General features: G+C 66.4%; 20 protein-coding genes. 11 read left to right on the top strand and 9 right to left on the bottom strand.

Annotated features, from left to right (window positions below; genetic code table 11):
* Nucleotides 1–6: 6 nt before the first annotated feature.
* The 3 genes from HDC31_RS09165 to HDC31_RS09155 all read left to right on the top strand — a co-directional run bounded on the left by HDC31_RS09165 (nucleotide 7) and on the right by HDC31_RS09155 (nucleotide 2,428).
* Entirely contained in the window at nucleotides 7–762 is a 756-nt protein-coding gene (locus HDC31_RS09165; protein ID WP_174799774.1) for an SGNH/GDSL hydrolase family protein, read from the top strand.
* Between the two features lie 25 nt (nucleotides 763–787).
* Nucleotides 788–1,534 carry an SUMF1/EgtB/PvdO family nonheme iron enzyme gene (locus tag HDC31_RS09160; RefSeq protein WP_058631186.1) on the top strand — a complete coding sequence of 249 codons (747 nt, stop codon included), beginning with the start codon at nucleotides 788–790 and terminating at the stop codon, nucleotides 1,532–1,534.
* Nucleotides 1,535–1,615: 81 nt separating this feature from the next.
* Nucleotides 1,616–2,428 (top strand): arginase family protein, encoded by an 813-nt coding sequence (locus HDC31_RS09155; protein ID WP_179516027.1) that lies wholly within the window; start codon nucleotides 1,616–1,618, stop codon nucleotides 2,426–2,428.
* Between the two features lie 27 nt (nucleotides 2,429–2,455).
* Here HDC31_RS09155 and HDC31_RS09150 read toward each other — a convergent pair whose 3' ends face one another.
* The gene (locus HDC31_RS09150) at nucleotides 2,456–3,781 is read right to left on the bottom strand and encodes a nitrate/nitrite transporter (RefSeq protein ID WP_113681963.1); all 1,326 of its coding nucleotides are present in this window, start codon (nucleotides 3,779–3,781) and stop codon (nucleotides 2,456–2,458) included.
* Nucleotides 3,782–3,853: 72 nt separating this feature from the next.
* Between HDC31_RS09150 and HDC31_RS09145 the strand changes: the two genes are divergently transcribed.
* The gene (locus tag HDC31_RS09145) at nucleotides 3,854–4,222 is read left to right on the top strand and encodes a VOC family protein (protein WP_113681981.1); all 369 of its coding nucleotides are present in this window, start codon (nucleotides 3,854–3,856) and stop codon (nucleotides 4,220–4,222) included.
* 48 nt (nucleotides 4,223–4,270) lie between these two features.
* The gene (locus HDC31_RS09140; protein ID WP_113681962.1) at nucleotides 4,271–4,726 is read left to right on the top strand and encodes a GNAT family N-acetyltransferase; all 456 of its coding nucleotides are present in this window, start codon (nucleotides 4,271–4,273) and stop codon (nucleotides 4,724–4,726) included.
* Between the two features lie 72 nt (nucleotides 4,727–4,798).
* On the opposite strand, the gene HDC31_RS09135 is transcribed toward HDC31_RS09140, so the two are convergent.
* Both HDC31_RS09135 and HDC31_RS09130 read right to left on the bottom strand, forming a co-directional pair.
* Complete coding sequence (locus HDC31_RS09135; RefSeq protein ID WP_058631182.1) at nucleotides 4,799–5,347, bottom strand: AAA family ATPase; 549 nt, start codon at nucleotides 5,345–5,347, stop codon at nucleotides 4,799–4,801.
* Nucleotides 5,348–5,384: 37 nt separating this feature from the next.
* Nucleotides 5,385–5,855 carry an HIT family protein gene (locus HDC31_RS09130; protein ID WP_058631181.1) on the bottom strand — a complete coding sequence of 157 codons (471 nt, stop codon included), beginning with the start codon at nucleotides 5,853–5,855 and terminating at the stop codon, nucleotides 5,385–5,387.
* A 64-nt stretch (nucleotides 5,856–5,919) separates the two neighbouring features.
* Here HDC31_RS09130 and HDC31_RS09125 point away from each other — a divergent pair, with 64 nt between their 5' ends.
* Nucleotides 5,920–6,459, top strand: coding sequence for an MOSC domain-containing protein (locus tag HDC31_RS09125; protein ID WP_061015923.1), 540 nt, complete (start codon nucleotides 5,920–5,922; stop codon nucleotides 6,457–6,459).
* A 104-nt stretch (nucleotides 6,460–6,563) separates the two neighbouring features.
* Here the strand turns inward: HDC31_RS09125 and HDC31_RS09120 are convergent, their stop codons facing one another.
* Genes HDC31_RS09120 through HDC31_RS09105 form a run of 4 tightly spaced genes read right to left on the bottom strand, consistent with a single transcriptional unit; the run spans nucleotide 6,564 to nucleotide 10,254 of the window.
* Nucleotides 6,564–7,034, bottom strand: a complete 471-nt coding sequence (locus tag HDC31_RS09120; protein WP_179516026.1) for an NUDIX domain-containing protein — start codon at nucleotides 7,032–7,034, stop codon at nucleotides 6,564–6,566.
* 4 nt (nucleotides 7,035–7,038) lie between these two features.
* On the bottom strand, nucleotides 7,039–9,396 hold the full coding sequence (locus HDC31_RS09115) for an excinuclease ABC subunit UvrA (protein ID WP_113681960.1): 2,358 nt from the start codon (nucleotides 9,394–9,396) through the stop codon (nucleotides 7,039–7,041).
* Between the two features lie 43 nt (nucleotides 9,397–9,439).
* Entirely contained in the window at nucleotides 9,440–9,850 is a 411-nt protein-coding gene (locus HDC31_RS09110) for a VOC family protein (RefSeq protein WP_113681959.1), read from the bottom strand.
* Between the two features lie 5 nt (nucleotides 9,851–9,855).
* On the bottom strand, nucleotides 9,856–10,254 hold the full coding sequence (locus HDC31_RS09105) for a helix-turn-helix transcriptional regulator (RefSeq protein WP_058631215.1): 399 nt from the start codon (nucleotides 10,252–10,254) through the stop codon (nucleotides 9,856–9,858).
* 195 nt (nucleotides 10,255–10,449) lie between these two features.
* Here HDC31_RS09105 and HDC31_RS09100 point away from each other — a divergent pair, with 195 nt between their 5' ends.
* Entirely contained in the window at nucleotides 10,450–11,046 is a 597-nt protein-coding gene (locus HDC31_RS09100; RefSeq protein ID WP_046746993.1) for an HdeD family acid-resistance protein, read from the top strand.
* A gap of 67 nt (nucleotides 11,047–11,113) precedes the next feature.
* Here the strand turns inward: HDC31_RS09100 and HDC31_RS09095 are convergent, their stop codons facing one another.
* Nucleotides 11,114–11,878, bottom strand: a complete 765-nt coding sequence (locus tag HDC31_RS09095) for an SDR family oxidoreductase (protein ID WP_046746994.1) — start codon at nucleotides 11,876–11,878, stop codon at nucleotides 11,114–11,116.
* Nucleotides 11,879–12,001: 123 nt separating this feature from the next.
* Here HDC31_RS09095 and HDC31_RS09090 point away from each other — a divergent pair, with 123 nt between their 5' ends.
* The 4 genes from HDC31_RS09090 to HDC31_RS09075 all read left to right on the top strand — a co-directional run bounded on the left by HDC31_RS09090 (nucleotide 12,002) and on the right by HDC31_RS09075 (nucleotide 14,694).
* Nucleotides 12,002–12,475, top strand: coding sequence for an NfeD family protein (locus HDC31_RS09090; RefSeq protein ID WP_046746995.1), 474 nt, complete (start codon nucleotides 12,002–12,004; stop codon nucleotides 12,473–12,475).
* A 9-nt stretch (nucleotides 12,476–12,484) separates the two neighbouring features.
* A complete protein-coding gene (locus HDC31_RS09085) occupies nucleotides 12,485–13,414 on the top strand; it encodes an SPFH domain-containing protein (RefSeq protein WP_046746996.1) in 930 nt (309 codons plus the stop codon).
* Nucleotides 13,411–14,187 carry a glycerophosphodiester phosphodiesterase family protein gene (locus HDC31_RS09080; protein WP_179516025.1) on the top strand — a complete coding sequence of 259 codons (777 nt, stop codon included), beginning with the start codon at nucleotides 13,411–13,413 and terminating at the stop codon, nucleotides 14,185–14,187. The genes HDC31_RS09085 and HDC31_RS09080 overlap by 4 nt, the downstream gene beginning before the upstream one ends.
* Nucleotides 14,188–14,310: 123 nt before the next feature.
* Nucleotides 14,311–14,694, top strand: a complete 384-nt coding sequence (locus HDC31_RS09075; protein ID WP_021200565.1) for an RNA polymerase-binding protein RbpA — start codon at nucleotides 14,311–14,313, stop codon at nucleotides 14,692–14,694.
* Here the strand turns inward: HDC31_RS09075 and lnt are convergent.
* Nucleotides 14,691–16,223: an apolipoprotein N-acyltransferase gene (gene lnt / locus HDC31_RS09070; RefSeq protein WP_113681957.1), complete on the bottom strand. Its 1,533-nt coding sequence runs from the start codon at nucleotides 16,221–16,223 to the stop codon at nucleotides 14,691–14,693. The genes HDC31_RS09075 and lnt overlap by 4 nt on opposite strands.

The raw sequence follows: 16,223 nt of genomic DNA, 5'->3' as shown, positions 1-16,223 counted from the left end.
GGGATGATGGCAGATGTGCGGTTCGTGGCGATCGGCGACTCGTTTACCGAGGGTGTGGGTGATGTCCTCCCGGACGGACGGGAGCGCGGCTGGGCCGACCTGGCGGCTCAAGGGTGGGCCGACGCCGCCGGGCACCCCATCCAGTACGCGAACCTCGCGATCAGGGGCAAGCTCGCCTGGCCGATCGTGGAAGAGCAGCTCGAACCCGCGCTCGCCTTGCGTCCCACGCATCTCTCGTTCAACGGCGGTGGCAACGACATGCTGCGCCCGCGTACCGACGTCGAGCACATCGCCGACGCCTTCAGCCGGGTGCTGCGCCGATGCGACGAGGAGGGGGTGACGATGATCCTGCTCTCCGGCGCGAACCCGAGTGGTCAGCTCCCGATGGGCTCTCTCGTGCAGCGGCGGGGTGATCTGCTGTCCGAGGCCGTGCTGCGTCGCGTCGAAGATCGTCCCGACGTGATCCGTGCGCTCAACTGGCCCGACCGTGAGCTCTCCCGCGGCGCGTACTGGGCGGAGGACAGGCTGCACATGAATGCATCGGGTCACCACCGTGTGGCCGCCCGCGTGCTGCACGCTCTCGGCTACGAGCCTCCGGAGACGTGGTGGGCGCCGAGCGATCGGCTCGGTACGGGCCCCTCCGGCCTTGCCTATTACCGCGAGTTCGTCGGGCCCTGGGTGCGGCGGCGTGTGACCAGGACGTCGTCGGGAGACGGCCGCGCGGCGAAGTACCCGTCGTGGGTAGAACGGGTTCCCGCATGACGTCGTCCGACAGTTGCCGAATCCGGTGAGTGACTTCGAGCTCGCGGCCATCAGTGCCGGCACCGTGTCGCTGCATGATGCTCGCAGGCAGGAGAGGCGCGATGTCGCTCTCGAACCATTCGAGATCGGTGTGTACCCGGTGACGGAGGAACAGCTCGCCGAGGTGCTCGGCATTCCCGCACGGCATCCCCGCCGCCCCGCCGCGGATCTCAGCTGGTTGCGAGCGGTGCATTTCTGCAATGCCGCGTCGGAGTGGGAGGGGCTGGAACGGAGCTACTCGTTCGACGGCGAGGTCGTCACGTGGGATACGACCGCGGACGGATACCGGCTGCCCACAGAGGCGGAGTGGGAGTTCGCCTGTCGTGCCGGCGCGACGGGCCCTCACTATGCGCCGCTCGCGGATGCGGCTTGGACGGCGGCGGACGGGGTGGCCTCGCCACAGGACGTGGGCGGGAAGCTCCCGAATCTCAACGGGCTCTTCGACACGCTCGGCAACGTCTGGGAGTGGTGCTGGGACCTGCTCGACCCCGCCCGCTACGACGACTACCGGGTGTTCCGCGGAGGCGGCTTCGCCGACGACGCCTGGAGCGTTCGGGCATCCGTTCGTCGCGGGGGAGCGCCGCGTATGCATCACGACGACGTGGGGTTGAGGCTCGCTCGAGGCGCCTTCGACACCACGGATCAGGCACAGGGCTGGTCGGCGCGAAGCGATCGAGAGCGTGCTTTCCAGGATGGCCCGCTTCCATCGGGATGGACTCCTCGCCGCGGCTGAGGCGCCCCGATTCTTCGTCGGCGACATGTGCGAGAGGAGCGCATTTGTCCCGCTGGCTGTGCTGATGCCAGGCTGAGGGACATGGCATCCTTCTATTCGCTCATCGTCTCTCAGGGCCGGGTGGCCGACCGTACCGACGGCGCCTTGATCGGCGCGCGCCGAGTGGGCGAGGCGGTGTCGTCCCTGATGTCGATCGAAGCACAGACCATCGGCACTCCGACCCCGAGTGTCGTCGATGACTGGACGAAGGCGTTACCGGAGGCGGAGCAGACGCTCCAGGGGATCCGGGCGGCGCTGCAGGATGCCCTTGCCGCGGGGACGACACCCCTGCTGATCACCAACACCTGCGCTGTGAGCCTCGGCACGCTCCCCGCGGTCGCGGAGCATCACCCGGATGCGGTGGTGCTGTGGATCGACGCGCACGGCGACTTCAACACCCCGGAGACGACGGAGTCGGGGTACCTCGGCGGCATGGTGCTCGCCGCGGCGTGCGGCCTCTGGGATAGCGGCCACGGTTCCGGCATCGACCCGAAGCAGGTGATCGTCGTCGGTGGCCGGGACATCGACCCCGCCGAGGGGGACCTTCTGGCGGAGGCAGGGGTCACCGTACTTCGGCCGGCAGAGAGCACGCCTGAACGCGTCGTCGACATCATCGCCGGACGACCGGTATGGATACACGTCGACTGGGACGTGCTCGAGCCCGGTTACATCCCTGCGGCCTATCGCATCGGGGGCGGGCTGCTGCCGCATCAGATCGCCGGGATCTTCGCCGCACTGCCCGTAGGTGCCGTGCAGGGCGTGGAGCTCGCGGAGTTCGAGGCGGGAGACGCCGAAGTCCCTGAGCATCTCAGCGTGGAGCTCGTGATCGAGACTTTGCAGCACCTCCTGCGCTGATTTTGTGGACTCTGTCCGCGTGCCGCGTCAGCGACGGCGCTCGGGGTCGAGCCCCATGCGGACACGCGTACGTTTGCGCTCGACGAGGATGAAGACGGTGCCGATGATCCAGAGCGGGATCGGCATGAGAAATGCGATCCGGAAGGCTTCCAGCGAGTAGGTCTCCGGCGTGCCGGCGCCCTGCAGGTCGAGCGCGAGACCGATGAGGAAGATGGCGATGAGCGCGGCGATGAAACCTCCGGCGTTCGTGACGCCGGTGGCGGTGCTGAGGCGGTGCGTCGGGTTGTGCGTTCTGGCGTGGTCGAAGGCGATCATCGAGGCGGGACCACCGGTCCCGAGAGCGATCGCCAGGACGTAGAGGAGCCAGAGCGGTGCGGTGTCGGGGAGGGCGATGACAGAGATCCACGCTGCCATCTGAACCCCCACGGCCGGAAGCACGAGGGCGAGAGAGCGATGGTTCGGCAGTCGACGCGAGAGGTCGCCGATGATGGGACCGAGAAGCATTCCGGAAACGACATATACGGAGATGATACCCGCGGCGGGTGCAGCATCCAGGCCCTCCGCCGCTGTGAGGAACGGCATTCCCCAGAGGAGCACGAACGCGGTTCCCGCGAACGGCGTGGTGAAGTGCGACCAGAAGGCGAGACGGGTCCCTGGGTGCGCCCAGGCGGCGCGTATGCCGACGCCGGTATCTATCGCTGAGGTGACGACGCGCACGACTCCCGTGTCGGTGTTCACCGTGACATCGGCGCCGCGCTCGACCGGATGGTTGCGGATGACGAGCGCCACGAGGATCGTGAACAGCACCCCGAGCCCGGCGATGCTGCCGAAGGTGATCGTCCAGGTGGTGGCGTGCAGCAGCGCGGCGACGGGGACGAGCGCGATGAGTTGCCCCGCCTGGCCGATGATGCCGGTGAACTGCACCATGAGGGGTCCTCGCTGCGAGGGGAACCAGGTGGCAACCAGGCGCAGCACGGCGGGGAAGATGGCGGCATCTCCGGCGCCGAGCAGAACGCGTGCGACGATCGCGATGCCGATGCTGGGGGAGAGCGCCATGGTCAACTGGCCGGCGGCCATGAGCAGCATCCCGATCGTCATGATCGGCCGGGATCCGAAACGGTCGAGCAGGATTCCCACGGGGATCTGCATCCCGCCGTACACCGCGAGTTGGACCACGGCGAACAGGGCAAGCGTGGAAGCGTCGGCCTGGAACCGGTCGGCCGCTTCGACGCCGACAGCCCCTAGCGAGGTGCGGTTGGTGATCGCGAGCACATAGGCGGCGACGCCGACCGACCAGATCAGCCAGGCCCGCCACCCCGGTGTGGAGACGGGGGAGTGGGAGACCTGCGGCACCCCTCAACGCTACTCCTCTGCGATGTCGCAGATGAGATCTGTGATGTCGCAGGTGGGAGCTACGCTCACGCCATGACCAGCACACCTCTGCATCACTCACTCGATTACATCGAGCTCGTCGTCACCGACCTCGACGTCTCGAAGCGCTTCTTCGCCGATGCGTTCGGCTGGCACTTCAACGACTACGGCCCGGGCTATGCGGGGATCGTGTCTCCGCGCGCCGACGGGAACGAGGCCGGTGGTCTGCTGCTCGCCGACGAGGTGCGTCCCGCCGGCGGCCCTCTGGTGCTGCTCTACTCCGAGGACCTCGACGCCACGAAGGAGGCCATCGTGGCGGCCGGGGGCAAGATCCTGCAGGAGCCGTATGAGTTCCCGGGTGGGCGTCGGCTGCACTTCGCGGATCCGTCTGGCACCGAGCTCGGGGTGTGGTCCGCGCACTAGCGCCCGGTTCCCGGCGTCGGACCTTTCGAGCGTGCGACGATTGCCCGTATGACGGACATCACCGCGGGTACTACCGACGACATCGCGAGATGTGTCGATCTCTGGGTGCAGGCTCTTCGATACCGCGATGGAGAGGTCGACGCGGCCGCAGTCGCCGCCCGCATGCGCAAGCTGTTCGACGGGCCTCTCCTGCGGTTCGCGTTGGCAGGGGAGCCTCTCGCTGGGTTCGCTCTGACGGCACCGAAATCCGGTGACGAGACCACGGCAGTGCTGGAGCGGATCGCTGTGCTCCCTGCTTCCTCCGGCAAGGGGATGGGAAGAGCTCTGTTGAAGGACGCGATACGGGCGTCGAAGGACGCCGGGTACTCCACGGTCGAGCTCGCTGTGCGGCGAGGAAACCCCGCCGTCCGGCTCTATGAGCTGCAGGGATTCCGGCCTGTTTCCGGTCCGGTCCCTCATCCGCTCGGCGGCGAGCCCATGATCACGTTCAGTGTCGGCCTCTGAGGGGAGCCGACGCCTCCGGGGGTACGTTCAGCGCGCTGCACGCCTGACAGAGGGGCATGGAGTATGCCGAGCCTATGACGGCCCAGGGGAGGGGAGTGCCGGGCCCCTGAGATCCTCCACGATGATCGATACCAGCTCGTCGGTACCGATCTCGGGGCCGATCCGTCGTTCATCGAACCAGGGGAGTGGCTGCCACCCATCGTGCCATTCGCGGATCTTATCCTCCCCGAATTCCTGGGCAAGCTGCCGGCCCGCGTGGCGGCGGATCGTCTCCTCGAGGCCGACGTCGAACTGGTAGATGCGTGTGGACCCGAGGTGGTCTCGGTACAACCGTTCGAACGCCTCCGAGTAGTCGCGCAGATTGAACACGCCGTCGAGGATCACGTCATACCCGAGGTCGAGCGCCTGGCGGGCGGTGGTGATGATGAGGACACTGGCGTCGCGGGAGAGCTTCCGCCGATCCGGCTCACGGAGGAGCTCGCGGCGGAAGTGATCCTGAGAGATCAGAGCGACGCGCGCGCCCAGCGCTGTGCGCAACGATGTCGCCGTGGTCGTCTTCCCCGACGCCGCATCGCCGCGAAGGATGACGAGACGAGTGGAGCCGCTGCCTGTGAGAGCCATCGGGCCATTCTCGCAATACTCTCGGGTCTGACGGGCGTCAGGTGAGCTGGAACGGCATGCCGAGGGCTGTCCTGAGCCTGGTCGCGAAGGCTTGGCGGTGAGCCGGATCGACCCATTCCGCGTCATCATGCCGCTGGTACAGACGGTCGTCCGGGTGGCGGGGGAACACGTGAACGTGAAGATGCCAGACGTCCTGGCCTCCGGCGGGTTCGTTGTGCTGGCGGATCGAGGTGCCCTCACACGCGTATGAGGAGCGGATGCCGATGGCGACTCTCTGGGTGAGGTCCCACACCGCCGCGCTGTCCGACGGCGAAAGGTCGTAGATGTTCTCCACATGCGTCCGAGGGATGACAAGCACCGCGCCCGGGTTCCCAGGCCACCACTTCGGAGCGATCCGGGCGTAAGCGCGTTCAGTGACAGCGACCACGTCTGTGGGCAGGTTGTGATCGTCATGCGTGCCCTCGAGGAAAGCGCAGAACGGGCAGACGTAGCCCGCGGGCGCATGCATAGGGGGACTCGCGCCCCGATCATCGCACGGTGAGCGGCTGGATGGCTCGTGGAACAATGAAGACATGCTTGCTCGGGTCGTCGCGGTCCATTCCAGTGCTTCTCACACGTTCAGCAAGGAGACACGGGGATCCATCTCGCTGCTAGAGGGTCTGGGCGTCGACGGCGATGCGCACTGTGGAGCGACGGTCAAGCACCGATCGCGGGTGGCCGCCGATCCGTCCCAACCGAATCTCCGGCAGGTGCACCTGATCCACGGCGAGCTCTTCGAGACCCTGAAGGAGGGTGGCCATCTCGTGGCTCCAGGGGACCTCGGCGAGAACATCACGACGCAGGGCATCGATCTGCTCGCGCTGCCTGTCGGATCACGACTGCGAATCGGAGAGACTGTGGTGACGGTCACGGGGCTTCGCAATCCGTGCCAGCAGATCAACGGATTCCAGTCGGGGCTGCTCAAGCAGGTGGTGCGGAACGCCGGTGACGGCAAGGTCGTCCGCCTCGCCGGCGTGATGGGCATCGTGTCGCGGGGTGGGCGCGTGGCTGCGGGAGATCCGATCGATGTCGAGTTGCCACCGCACCCGCATCTCCCGCTCACGCGAGTCTGAGGGGGACGGGCTGCTTTCTGCTAGCTGACATAATGTGCATTATCGGATATAGCTCGCGAGTCGAGAGTGGCGCGAAGAGATGGGACTCTGTGCTCTCGGGCCCCTCATGCTCCCTGGGCTGCTGTATGGGAGACGACGTCGCGAATCCAGCGGTTCGCCGCTGACGGGTACAGCGGTGCCGACACATCGTTGTCGTCGAATGGGCGCCATAGGATCGGCACGATCGATCCGTCGGACTCCGTGAGGGTGCCGCCCTCCAATGCAGGTTCTGGGTGCAGCCTGCCGCAGTACGGCGCAACGATTTCATGACCGAGCTCGCCGTCGTATCGGAAGATGTTCTCAACGACGCCCAGGAAAGCCAGATCGACCACATCGGCTTGGAGCTCTTCCTGGACTTCGCGGAGTATCGCCTTCTCGTGTGTCTCGCCGAGTTCGACACCGCCGACGATCAGCCGGTGAAAGCCGAGCGGGTTCTCCGCCGTCGCACCGTGCTGGCTGACGAGGTGCCGAGCGCCGTCGCTGTGGGTGGCCACAAGCATGGCTTTGACACGAATGTGGGAGCGGTCGACCGGCATGCCCCTACGCTCCGACGTAGGCAGCGAGGTGCTCCCCCGTCAGTGTGGATTTTTGGGACACCAAATCTGCAGGTGTCCCTTCGAACACGATCTTGCCGCCATCATGACCGGCCCCGGGCCCGATATCGATGATCCAGTCTGCATGGGCCATCACCGCCTGATGATGTTCGATGACGATCACCGTCTTCCCGGCGTCGACGAGCCGATCGAGCAGCCCGAGGATCTTGTCGACATCGGCGAGGTGCAGGCCGGTCGTGGGTTCGTCGAGCACGTAGACGTCGCCCTTCTCCCCCATCTGGATCGCGAGCTTGATCCGCTGGCGCTCACCACCCGACAGGGTCGACAACGGCTGCCCGAGCGACAGGTAGCCGAGACCCACGTCTTCCATCCGGCCGAGGATGGCGGAAGCCGTCGGGAGCTTCGCCTCGCCCTCACCGAAGAACACCCGCGCTTCGGACACTGGCAGATCGAGCACCTCGGTGATGTCCTTGCCGGCGAGTTTGTACTCGAGAACAGCTGCCTGGAAGCGCTTGCCGCCGCAGTCCTCGCAGGGCGTCTCGATCGTGTCCATGAATCCGAGTTCCGTGATGATCACGCCGGCGCCCTTGCACGACGGGCAGGCGCCCTCTGAGTTCGCGCTGAATAGAGCCGGCTTCACGCCGTTGGCCTTGGCGAACGCCTTGCGGATCGGCTCCAGGAGGCCTGTGTACGTCGCGGGGTTGCTTCGTCGCGAGCCCTTGATCGCGGCCTGATCGATCGCCACGACGCCGTCGCGCTTCGAGACCGACCCGTGGATGAGGGAACTCTTGCCCGAGCCCGCGACGCCCGTGACGACCGTGAGCACGCCCGTCGGGATGTCGACGTCGACGTCCTTCAGGTTGTTGGCCGTCGCGCCTCTGACGTCGATCGCGCCGGTGCCGGTGCGCACCGATTCCTTCAACTGCGCCCGGTCCTCGAGGTGATCGCCGGTCTTGGTGCCGCTGGCCTTGAGACCCTCGACCGTTCCCTCGTAACAGATCTCTCCGCCGGCGCTGCCCGCACCGGGACCCAGGTCGACGACATGGTCGCCGATCATGATCGTCTCGGGTTTGTGCTCGACCACGAGCACCGTGTTCCCCTTGTCGCGCAGCTGCAGCAGGAGCCCGTTCATGCGCTGGATATCGTGCGGGTGCAATCCGATGGTCGGCTCGTCGAACACGTAGGTGATGTCGGTGAGCGAGGAACCGAGGTGGCGCAGCATCTTGATGCGCTGCGCCTCTCCCCCGGACAGCGTGCCCGAAGGCCGTTCGAGACTGAGATAGCCGAGTCCCAGGGTCACGAAGGCATCGAGGTTCGCGCTGAGCGCCTGAAGTAGTGGACCCGCGCCGGGAAGGTCGAGCCCCCGGACCCAGTCCGCGAGGTCTGTGACCTGCATGCGGCATGCGTCCGCGATGCTCACGCCCTCGATCTTCGACGACCGTGCACCCTCGGTGAGTCGCGTGCCGTCGCACTCCGGGCACACCGCGAAGGTGGCGACGCGCTCGACGAAAGCACGGATGTGCGGCTGCAACGCATCGAGATCCTTCGACAGCATCGACTTGGTGATCTTCGGGATGAGGCCTTCGTAGGTCATGTTGATCCCGGAGATCTTGACCTTCGTGACCTCTCCGTAGAGGAAGAGCTGACGCTGTTTGTCGGTGAACTGCGAGATCGGCTTATCGGCGGGATAGAACCCCGACTGAGAGAAGCCCTTCACCATCCAGCCGTCCGCCGTGTAGCCGGGAACCATGATGGCCCCTTCGTCGAGAGACCGCGACTCGTCGACGATCTGGGCGAGATCGAGGTCGGACACCGCTCCCCTGCCTTCGCATCGCGGGCACATGCCGCCGAGGTAGATCGCGTCCTTCACGATCTTCTTCTCACCGCCAGGGCCCGTCATCACCCCGCTGGCTCTCTGCGTCGGGATGTTGAACGAGAAGGCGGTGGGTCCGCCGATGTACGGCTGCCCGAGTTTGCTGAACAGGATGCGCAGCATCGCGTTGGCATCCGTCACCGTGCCGACCGTCGAACGCGGGTTCGCACCGAGCCGCTCCTGGTCCACGATGATCGCGGTTGTCAGTCCCTCGAGGACATCGACGTCGGGCCTCGGCACCGACGGCATGAAGCCCTGCACGAAAGCGCTGTAGGTCTCGTCGATCATGCGGCGCGATTCCGCGGCGATCGTGTCGAAGACGAGCGAGCTCTTGCCCGAGCCGGAGACACCGGTGAAGACGGTCAACCGGCGCTTCGGGATGTCGACGCTGACCTCTTTGAGGTTGTTCTCACGCGCGCCCTGGACGCGGATGAGGTCATGGGTGTCGGCAGGGTGCGCTTCGGTGCTCATCGGGGTCCTTCGGTTCTGCGGTGGAGATATCAGGTGGTCTGGTCTAAGCGGTCTGATTGATACGGAGCAGATTCCCGGCCGGGTCGCGGAACGCGCAATCGCGCACGCCGTAGGGCTGGTCCATCGGCTCCTGCACGACATCGGCGCCGTGCTCGACCAGGCTCTCGAAGAGCGTGTCGAGGTCATCGCTGGCGAGGGTGAGAGCAGCGTAGCTGCCCTTCGCGATCAGCTCGAGGATCGTCTGCCGCTCGGAATCGGTGATGCCGGGATCTGTTGCCGGCGGGTGGAGGACGATCGACGTCTCAGGCTGACCGACGGGGCCGACGGTGAGCCATCGCAATCCGTCGTAGCCGACGTCGTTGCGCACCTCGAATCCGAGAGCGTCGCGGTAGAACGCGAGAGCGGCTTCCCCATCGGTGTGTGGAAGGAATGCGTAGTGGATGCTGATTCTCATGGCTCTCACGTTAGGTGGGCATCGGGGCGCGGCGCTTCTCTATTCCTGATCGGTCTCGTGACCTGCTTCGCCTGGAAGGACGGTATTCCCTCGATGGTGGTGGCGCGTTCACGGTACACGCTGGGTGAGACACCGATGAGCTCCGAGAACCTCGTGCTGAAGGTGCCGAGCGAGGAGCATCCGACTTCGAAGCACACCTCCGTCACCGTCAGGTCGCCGCGCCGCAGCAGAGCCATGGCGCGTTCGATCCGCCTCGTCATCAGATACGAGTACGGGGACTCCCCGTAGGCTTCGCGGAACTGCCGGCTCAGGTGCCCTGCCGACATGTGCACTCCGCGCGCCAGCGCTTCGACATCCAGAGGTCGGGCGTACTCCCGATCGATGCGATCGCGGACCCGTCGCATGACGGCGAGCTCGCGCAGCCGAGCGTGGTCGAGGTCCGTCACGAGGATGATCTTGCCACGTCGGGGAATCGTGTCGGGGAGTTTCCCGGCGTGACGAAGAGAAACGCGGGCGGGCGCTTCTCCCCCGCTCCTGCCCTCAGGGGCGCTACCCTGAAGGGCATCCTCACAGGATTTTCTCAGAAAGGGGTCCCCACCATGTCTGAACCACTCGCAGAGGCGAAGTCGTTGTTCAAGTCGATCCGCGTCACGCTGGCCGTCGCCGGCGTTCTCGCGCTGATCGCGGGTATCGTCCTCCTCGTCTGGCCGGTCAAGTCCGCGGTCATCGTGACGGCGATCTTCGCCTCGTACCTGATCGTCGCCGGGCTCGTCTACGTCGGCCTCGGTATCTTCTCGAGTGCCAAGGGCGGGTGGGCGCGCGTCGGTCACATCGTCCTCGGACTGCTCTACATCGCTGCCGGTGTGATCGCGTTCTTCAACCTGAACGTCGCTGCGGCCACGCTCGCCTTCGTCGTCGTGATCTTCATCGGTGTCAGCTGGATCGTCGACGGCATCGTCGCTCTGTCCCTGCTGGGCAGCGACGGATCGCGCGTCTGGACGGTCCTCTACGCGATCCTGAGCATCGTCGCGGGAATCATCGTGCTGTTCTCGCCGCTGATCGCCGGCTTCGCCTTCTGGCTGCTGCTGGGGATCTCGCTGGTCGTGCTCGGAATCATCCAGATCGTCCGTGCCATCACACTCGGTCGGGATGCGAAGGAGTACGTCTCCGCCGTTCAGGGCGGAGCGACGAGCTGACGCTCATCGTCTGAAACGAGAGCGGCCCCGACTTGCGATGCAAGACGGGGCCGCTCTTCTCGTGCTCTTACTCGGCCGCGAAAGCGCTCACGTCACCGACGAGGCGCGTGTTGTCAGCGGGCACCGCGTCGACGGCCGCCCTGGCGACCTCGGCAGCGAACTCCGAGACGTTGTAGAGCTTGCCCGCCGACTCCCGGCGCTCGGCGATCGCCCCCGGGTTCGCGCGCTCCAACAGCGTCGCCGTGATGGTGCCCTCGATCATGTCGCCCGACACGACCGTGAAGCCGATGCCCTTCTCGGCGAGGCCGGGGATGCGCTCCCGGAGGGCGTCCTCTCCGGCACGCTTGGAGAGGGCGACGGGCTCGTACTCCGGCATGGTCGGTGTGGTGCGGATGAAGTGCGCCTGGTGGCTGGTGACGAACACCACGCGTGCTCCGTCAGAGAGCAGCGGGGTAGCGGCGTCGAGCACGTTGAGCTGCGCGTCGCGGTTCAGGGTGAGCGCGTAGTCCGCAGCCATGCCCGACTCCATGCCCCCTGAGGCGTTGAGCACGAGTACGTCCAGGCGGCCGTACTCGGCGCGGATAGCCTCGAACATCGCAGCGACGGACTCGGGGTCGGTGAGGTCGGCACCCACGACGAGCGCACGGCGACCGAGTTCCCGCAGCTGGGCGGCGAGCTTCTCGGCGCGCGGGGCCTTGTTGCGGAAGTTGATGACGACGTCGGCACCGGCCTCCGCCAGGTAGCGGACGGTGTCGGCGCCGATCCCCCGCGATGAACCGGTGACAAGGGCGACCTTGCCGTCGAGGGATCCTGCGGGAAGAACGTCGGTCACGGTGACTCCTCATGATGCGCGAAAAAAGCCGTGATCGCACGGCCTTCACACCCTACCAAGCGCACGCAGTGGCGCCCTGATCCAGCGCTCTGCGCGTGATACGTTGACCACAAAGGAGGCCGCATGGACAACATCGTGACGTTCGTCACGTTCATCGAGCAATGGGCGTGGATCGGCTGGCTGGTTCTCATCGCCGTCTTCCTGGTGATCGAGATGCTCTCGCTGGACTTCACGTTCCTCATGCTCAGCTTCGGCGGAGTCGTCGGTCTCGTCACGGATCTGGTCGGCGTCCCCGTGTGGCTGCAGGTGATCATCGCCGCCGCCGCTGCCGCCCTGTTCATCCTGTTCCTGCGCCCTCCCCTTCTCAGACGCCTGCACCGCGGCGAGGATCCGACCAGGTCGAACGTCGACGCCCTCATAGACCTTCGCGGGATCGCGCTGAATGACATCACGCAGATCTCCGGCCAGGCCAAGCTCGCGAACGGCGACACCTGGACCGCGCGCACCGCCACCCCCGTTCCCATCCCCCAGGGTGCCCCGGTCGCCGTGACCGCGATCAACGGCGCCACGGCCATCGTCCGTCCCGTGAACGACTAGGAGAACCCCGTGAACGACGCATCGTTCATCCCCACAGCGATCCTGTGGATCCTCGTGATCGCCGTGATCATCTTCGTGGTGGTCACCGTCGCGCGAGCGATCCGCATCATCCCGCAGGCCACGGCCGGGGTGGTCGAGCGTCTCGGGCGCTATCACAAGACACTGACGCCGGGCCTCAACGTGCTCGTGCCGTTCATCGACAGGCTGCGGCCTCTGATCGACATGCGCGAGCAGGTCGTGTCCTTCCCGCCGCAGCCGGTGATCACCGAGGACAACCTCGTGGTCTCGATCGACACCGTCGTCTACTTCCAGGTGACCGACGCGCGTGCGGCGACCTACGAGATCGCGAACTACCTGGGCGCCGTCGAGCAGCTGACGACCACCACGCTTCGAAACGTGGTCGGTGGCCTCAACCTCGAGGAAGCGCTCACGAGCCGTGACAACATCAACGGTCAACTGCGAGTCGTCCTCGACGAGGCGACAGGCAAGTGGGGCATCCGCGTCGGCCGGGTCGAGCTCAAGGCCATCGACCCGCCCATCTCGATCCAGGACTCGATGGAGAAGCAGATGCGAGCCGAGCGTGACCGCCGCGCCGCGATCCTGACCGCTGAGGGGACCAAGCAGTCCGCGATCCTCGAAGCCGAGGGTGCGCGGCAGGCGGAGATCCTCCGCGCGGAAGGTGACAAGCAAGCCGCAGTGCTGCGCGCCCAGGGTGAGGCCGAGGCCATCCAGAACGTCTTCAGCGCCATCCACCAGGGCGAGCCGGACGACAAGCTTCTGGCCTACCAGTACCTGCAGATGCTTCCGAAGATCAGTGAGGGGCAGTCCAACAAGCTCTGGATCATCCCCAGCGAACTCACCGAGGCGCTCAAGGGCATCGGCAGCGCGTTCACGCCGAAGCCCGGCCAGGGCCCGTCGAACACGCTTCCCGGCGCGTGACGCACCCGTACTTCTCGAAGATGCGGAATCCCCGAGTCCTCGCCCACCGTGGTCTGATCACCGCGGCGGGCGAGGACTCCGGCGTCTGGGAGAACTCCGCCGGGGCTTTCGCGGCCGCCCATGCCGCCGGCGTCGAGTACATCGAGACCGATTGTCAGGTCACAGCGAGCGGCGACGTGGTGCTCTTCCACGATGACGACATCGCACGACTCACCGGCGACCCCCGGCCCGTCGGTGAGGTGAGTACACGTGAGCTGCGCACCCTGTTCGAGGAGCACGGGGGCCTGCTGACCGTCGCAGAAGCACTCGATTCCTTCCCGGACGTGCGGTTCAACATCGACGTGAAGACGTCGTCCGCTGTCGAGCCTCTCGGGAAGATCCTGGTCGACGACACGCACCGGGTGCTCGTGACGAGCTTCTCCGACGCCAATCGACGGGGAACGGTGGCGTCCGTGTTGCGGGCAGGGGCGGCGCTTCGTCCGGCCACGTCCGGAGGCAGCGCGACGATCGCCTCCCTGCGCGCGCTCTCGGCACTCCGCCTCTCCCCCGCGCGCATCCTTCGCGGCATCGATGCTCTGCAGATCCCGGAGCGCCACCGCGCGCTGACGGTGCTGACTCCTGCTCTTCTTCAGGCCTCGCACCGGCACGGGGTGGAGGTGCACATCTGGACCGTCAACGAGGCCGCAGACATGCGCCGTCTCATCGACCTCGGTGTCGACGGCATCGTGTCGGACCGCGCTGATCTCGCCCTGAAGACTCTCGCCCCGCGTTAGGGGCGACCCGCCTCATAACCTCCTCCGCTGGGATTAACCTGTGAGTTCCGCCGAGAACTCGCCCGCGTGGATGAAGCCCACAGGCTGGAGCGTTATACCTGACAGCGACGAGAGGACCACACAATGGCAGATCGCAGCCTGCGCGGCATCCGACTCGGCGCCCAGAGCCTACAGAGCGAAGAGGGCGTCGTTTTCATGGAGCGCCGTGAGACCACCTACACCTGTGACACATGCGGCCACGTCACGAACCTGATGTTCGCGGCGGACGCCGAGCCGCCCCAGACCTGGGAGTGCCGCGCCTGCGGTGCCGAGGCTCGACTGAACGTCGACGGCCAGGCCGTCACGCTCGAGGCGAGCGACGAGAAGGCCGCCCGCACCCACTGGGACATGCTGCTGGAGCGCCGTACGCGCGCCGAGCTCGAGGAGCTGCTGGAAGAGCGCCTCGCCTTCATCCGGGCCCGCCGCGGTGCCGGAGAAGACCCGACCCGCGAGAAGATCGGCGCCTAGCGCCTCCTGGCGCGCCACCACCCGACGAGGAGCGCGCCGAGACCGCCCCACAGCACGACTGCCTGGATCCAGGGGCCCAGCACCACACCAGCCGTGAGGCCGGAGCGCAGCTCGACATCCTCGAGCATGGCTCCGGCCTCATCTGCGTCCAGGCTCGTGACCGTGGAGCCGTCAGCACGGATGACCTGGCTCGTGCCGACGGTCGAGACGTTCACCACGCTTCTGCCGGTCTCGATGGCCCTCATGCGTGCAAAGGCCAGCTGCTGCAGGTTCTCGTCCGTGCCACGGAAGTCGGCATTGTTCGTCTGGAACACCAGCACCTCTGCCCCCGCGTTCAGGCCCTGCCAGATCACATCGTCGTAGATCACATCGAAGCAGATGGCGAGACCGACGCGGACCCCGTCGACGTCGACGATCGGAGGGTTCGAACCCGGCGTGTACTCCCGTTGGATGAGACCGATCAGCTCCGGGGCGAGCGCGTTGAAGAACGGGCGATCCGGCACGTACTCGCCGAAGGGGACGGGGTGCCGTTTGTCGTGCAGCTGCCTCGCGGTGCCATCGAGGTTCCAGAGCATCGAGGTGTTGAAGAAGCGGTCGTCACGACCTGTTGGCGCGTTGGCGAGGAGCGGTGCGTCGATCCGGTTCGCGATGAGGGTCATCCGCCGCGCCAGCGCATCGCTCTGAAAAGGGTCCGCGTCCAATGACCCTTCCGGCCAGACCAGCAGATCGACGTCTTCGCCGTAAAGAGGGGCGGTCGCCTCTGTCTGCGCCTGGATCACCGCGAACGGCTCGCGATCGTCGAAGTACCCCGTCGGGCCGTTCCCCTGCACGGCGGCGATCCGCATCGAGCCGCTGGTCGCGGTCGGGAAGAGCGGGGTGAACAGCAGCACCACCACGAGGGCTGCCGGCGCGATCAGCCGCAAGGGCCGGCGCCATGCGCGCAGCCGCACGACTTCGATCAGCATCGCCACGACGAGCACCATGAGGAAGCTGAGCCCGCTCACGCCGACCCAGGAGGAGACGGACGCGAGGGGACTCTCGGCCTGACTCATGCCGATACGTGCCCAAGGGAAGCCGCCGTAGGGCCAGGAGCCGACGAACAGCTCGCGGCCGACCCAGAGGGCCGCGACGACCGTCGGGAGCCCCAGAAGGCGCCCCGCTGTCCCGGGGAAGGCTTTCGGGAGCCAGCGATAGGCGAGCGCAATCGGGATGAGGGCGATCGCCGTCAGCACGCCCTCGACGACGCTCAGGGCGGCCCACGGGATGGGGCCGAGGTATCGCGATGTCCAGGAGACCAGGAGCCCGAAGAACAGGATGCCGTAGACCAGCCCGACGAGCAGCGCACCCCCGAACCGTCGTCCTATCAGCGCGAGCAGCAGAAGAGCTGTCGCTGGGAAGGCGAGGATCCAGATCGCAGCCTCCGGATACGCCAGATTCATCACCAGGGCGGCCAGTCCGGCGGCGAGCACAGCAGCCCAGAGGGGCAGGAGGGCGCGTTGTGGCGCGGTTTTCGAGGTCATTCCGTCCAT

This window comes from Microbacterium sp. JAI119, from assembly GCF_013410135.1.
Taxonomy (GTDB): Bacteria; Actinomycetota; Actinomycetes; order Actinomycetales; family Microbacteriaceae; genus Microbacterium; species Microbacterium oxydans.
This window is presented reverse-complemented; position numbering and strand designations above follow the sequence as displayed.